General features: G+C 40.1%; 3 protein-coding genes. 1 reads left to right on the forward strand and 2 read right to left on the reverse strand.

The window, feature by feature from the left end; genetic code table 11:
* Positions 1-899, reverse strand: an 899-nt coding sequence (locus H6F92_RS00350) for a DNA-methyltransferase (RefSeq protein WP_190356397.1), incomplete at its 3' end; no start/stop codon positions are given.
* 226 nt (positions 900-1,125) lie between these two features.
* On the opposite strand from H6F92_RS00350, the gene H6F92_RS00355 reads away from it, so the two are divergent.
* On the forward strand, positions 1,126-1,680 hold the full coding sequence (locus H6F92_RS00355) for a Uma2 family endonuclease (protein ID WP_190356398.1): 555 nt from the start codon (positions 1,126-1,128) through the stop codon (positions 1,678-1,680).
* A 77-nt stretch (positions 1,681-1,757) separates the two neighbouring features.
* On the opposite strand, the gene H6F92_RS00360 is transcribed toward H6F92_RS00355, so the two are convergent.
* Positions 1,758-2,317: DUF4351 domain-containing protein (locus H6F92_RS00360; RefSeq protein WP_190356399.1), on the reverse strand; the 560-nt coding region annotated here is incomplete at its 5' end.

Consider the following 2,317-nt stretch of genomic DNA (forward strand, 5'->3'; position numbering starts at 1 on the left):
GCTACAGCGATAGTCGTTCCACACCCACAATAGGCATCTAAAATTACATCTCCTTTATTACTACTTGCTTTGATTATTCTTTCTAACAATGCCTCCGGTTTTTGCGTGGGATAACCCAGACGTTCTTTTGATGAATTATTAATTTTATCGATATTCCATACATCGTCAACTGGTTTGCCATATTCCATAGCTTCCTCTAAATAACGCTTAACTCTTTTTCCTTGTCCTCCATCAGACAAAACATATTTTTTTCCTTGATTGTCAGTATGAACTTTTTGTTTTCTTAAACGAGCATACTCTAACTCTGATTCCCAATCCGTTGCATAAGAATTAAAAACTTGTCCCACTTTTCTGGAATAAAAAAGTATAACATCATGTCTTTTACTGAAAGAATCTTTTAAACGAGCATTCCATCCTGAATAGTGCCAAATAATCTCATTTTGAAATTCTCCTTTCTGAGAGCAAAAAATAGTATCTAAAACTATTTTTAAATAATGACTAGCAGTAGGATCGCAGTGGAGATAAAAGCTACCAGTAGATTTTAAAACTCGATGGATTTCCACAATCCTCAGAGTCATACTCACCAGATAAGCGAGAAGACTACCTTTACCTAAAACTTTGGTTAAACCGTCAATTAAATCAATAGTCTGACTGGTAAATTTACCCTGATAGTTGCTTTGAATTTCTTCTAAAGCTTCGTTAGCGTGATTATCCCATGTCCAGGTATCTACAAACGCTTGTGCTTGTGCTTGATCTTCCTTGCCTAAGTTGTTATAAATTTGGTTGTAATTGCGTTTAGAATTAAAGGGTGGATCGATATAACAAAGATCGATCGATTCATCTTTGATATATTTCCGCAGCACTTCTAGGTTATCACCGTAGTATAGTTTATTGACCATAGAGATTAAGGGGATTGACTGCATCCTCAATTGTATTATTATTCCCTCTTAAAGAGGACAAATACAATCGCTCTGGAGAATAATATGATTGTACTAATTAGAAGAAGCGCATCGTGGTCAGTGAGTTGCTCGAACTGTCCGCGCCCAAAATTTAACCTAGTGTCAGCAGAAGTCCCTCTCCTAAACCTTCCGACTATAATTAAGATTAGGCTTTCCCCTAGAGATTATGATCGCAGTTCCCAACTACATCAGTCCCCAAGAATATCTCGCTATCGAGCGCCAGAGCCAGATCCGCCATGAATACCGACGTGGTTTGGTTTACGCGATGGCCGGCGGTACGGATAATCACGATCGCATTGCCTTCAATTTTCTCAAAGTCATTGACGAACATTTCGGCGACTCTACAGACTGTAGGTTTCACTCGGGTAATGTCAAGGTTAACTATCAAGATCAGTTTTATTACTATCCCGATGCTTTTGTTACCTGCGATCCTCGCGATCGCCAAGATCGTTATCTGAAACGCTATCCGAAACTGATCGCGGAAGTGCTTTCCCCCAGTACGACTGCTTTTGACAAGGGCGAAAAATTCCAAGATTATCAACAGATAGAAACTTTAGAAGAATATGTATTAATTTCCCAAGAAATCCAGCGCGTGGAATGCCGTCGTCGTAATTCTCTGGGGATATGGGAAACGACTATTTACGAGACAGGCGATTGCGTGATCCTGTCAAGTATTAACCTAGAGTTAGCGATCGCCGATCTCTACCGGGGAATAGATTAAAATGCGAACTACTCTCAAGGGAGTTGAGAGTTTGCTGCTTCCATGGGAATGGATAGACAGCATCTAGTTTACTTGTACTAATTGGCTCGGCAATTTTCCAGCCATTCTTCTAAATCTTGTAGTGACTGAAAATCTAACAAAGCTTCTCCCAAGTTTTCTAACTGTTCTAGGTCAAGACTGCGGATATTGGGCAGTAATTCGGGAGAAATGTCCCCTACACGCCGATTTAATAGACGTAAAACTAGGTTAGCTTCTCCCTCTTGTCGTCCCTCTTGTAAACCTTCCGACCAGATTTCTTGATAGATAACGGATTCTTTCATGATGTCTTTCCTCAATAATCGTTGAATGATGTCTTTCTCTAATACTAACCCGGCTAGAATTGCGGTAGATGCGGCCAGATTACTTTGTTCTCGACTATCGCTGATTTGCTCAATTTCTTGGGCAATTTGCCGCAGTAAGTTTTCTTGTTTCTCAGCTTGAGCGAGTATGGCAAAAGGAAACAGTCCGGGGGCCTTTAATAGGGTTTCCGAGGGTTGTTCCCAGAGTCTAATCACTTCAAATTGATGAGAGGTTTTCCCTTGTTTATAATCATTCTGTCGGACTTTGGGGGAGTCACTTTTCCTTAGATAAATAACCA

Origin of the sequence: Microcystis wesenbergii FACHB-1317 (assembly GCF_014696875.1) — a bacterium.
Taxonomy (GTDB): domain Bacteria; phylum Cyanobacteriota; class Cyanobacteriia; order Cyanobacteriales; family Microcystaceae; genus Microcystis; species Microcystis wesenbergii_A.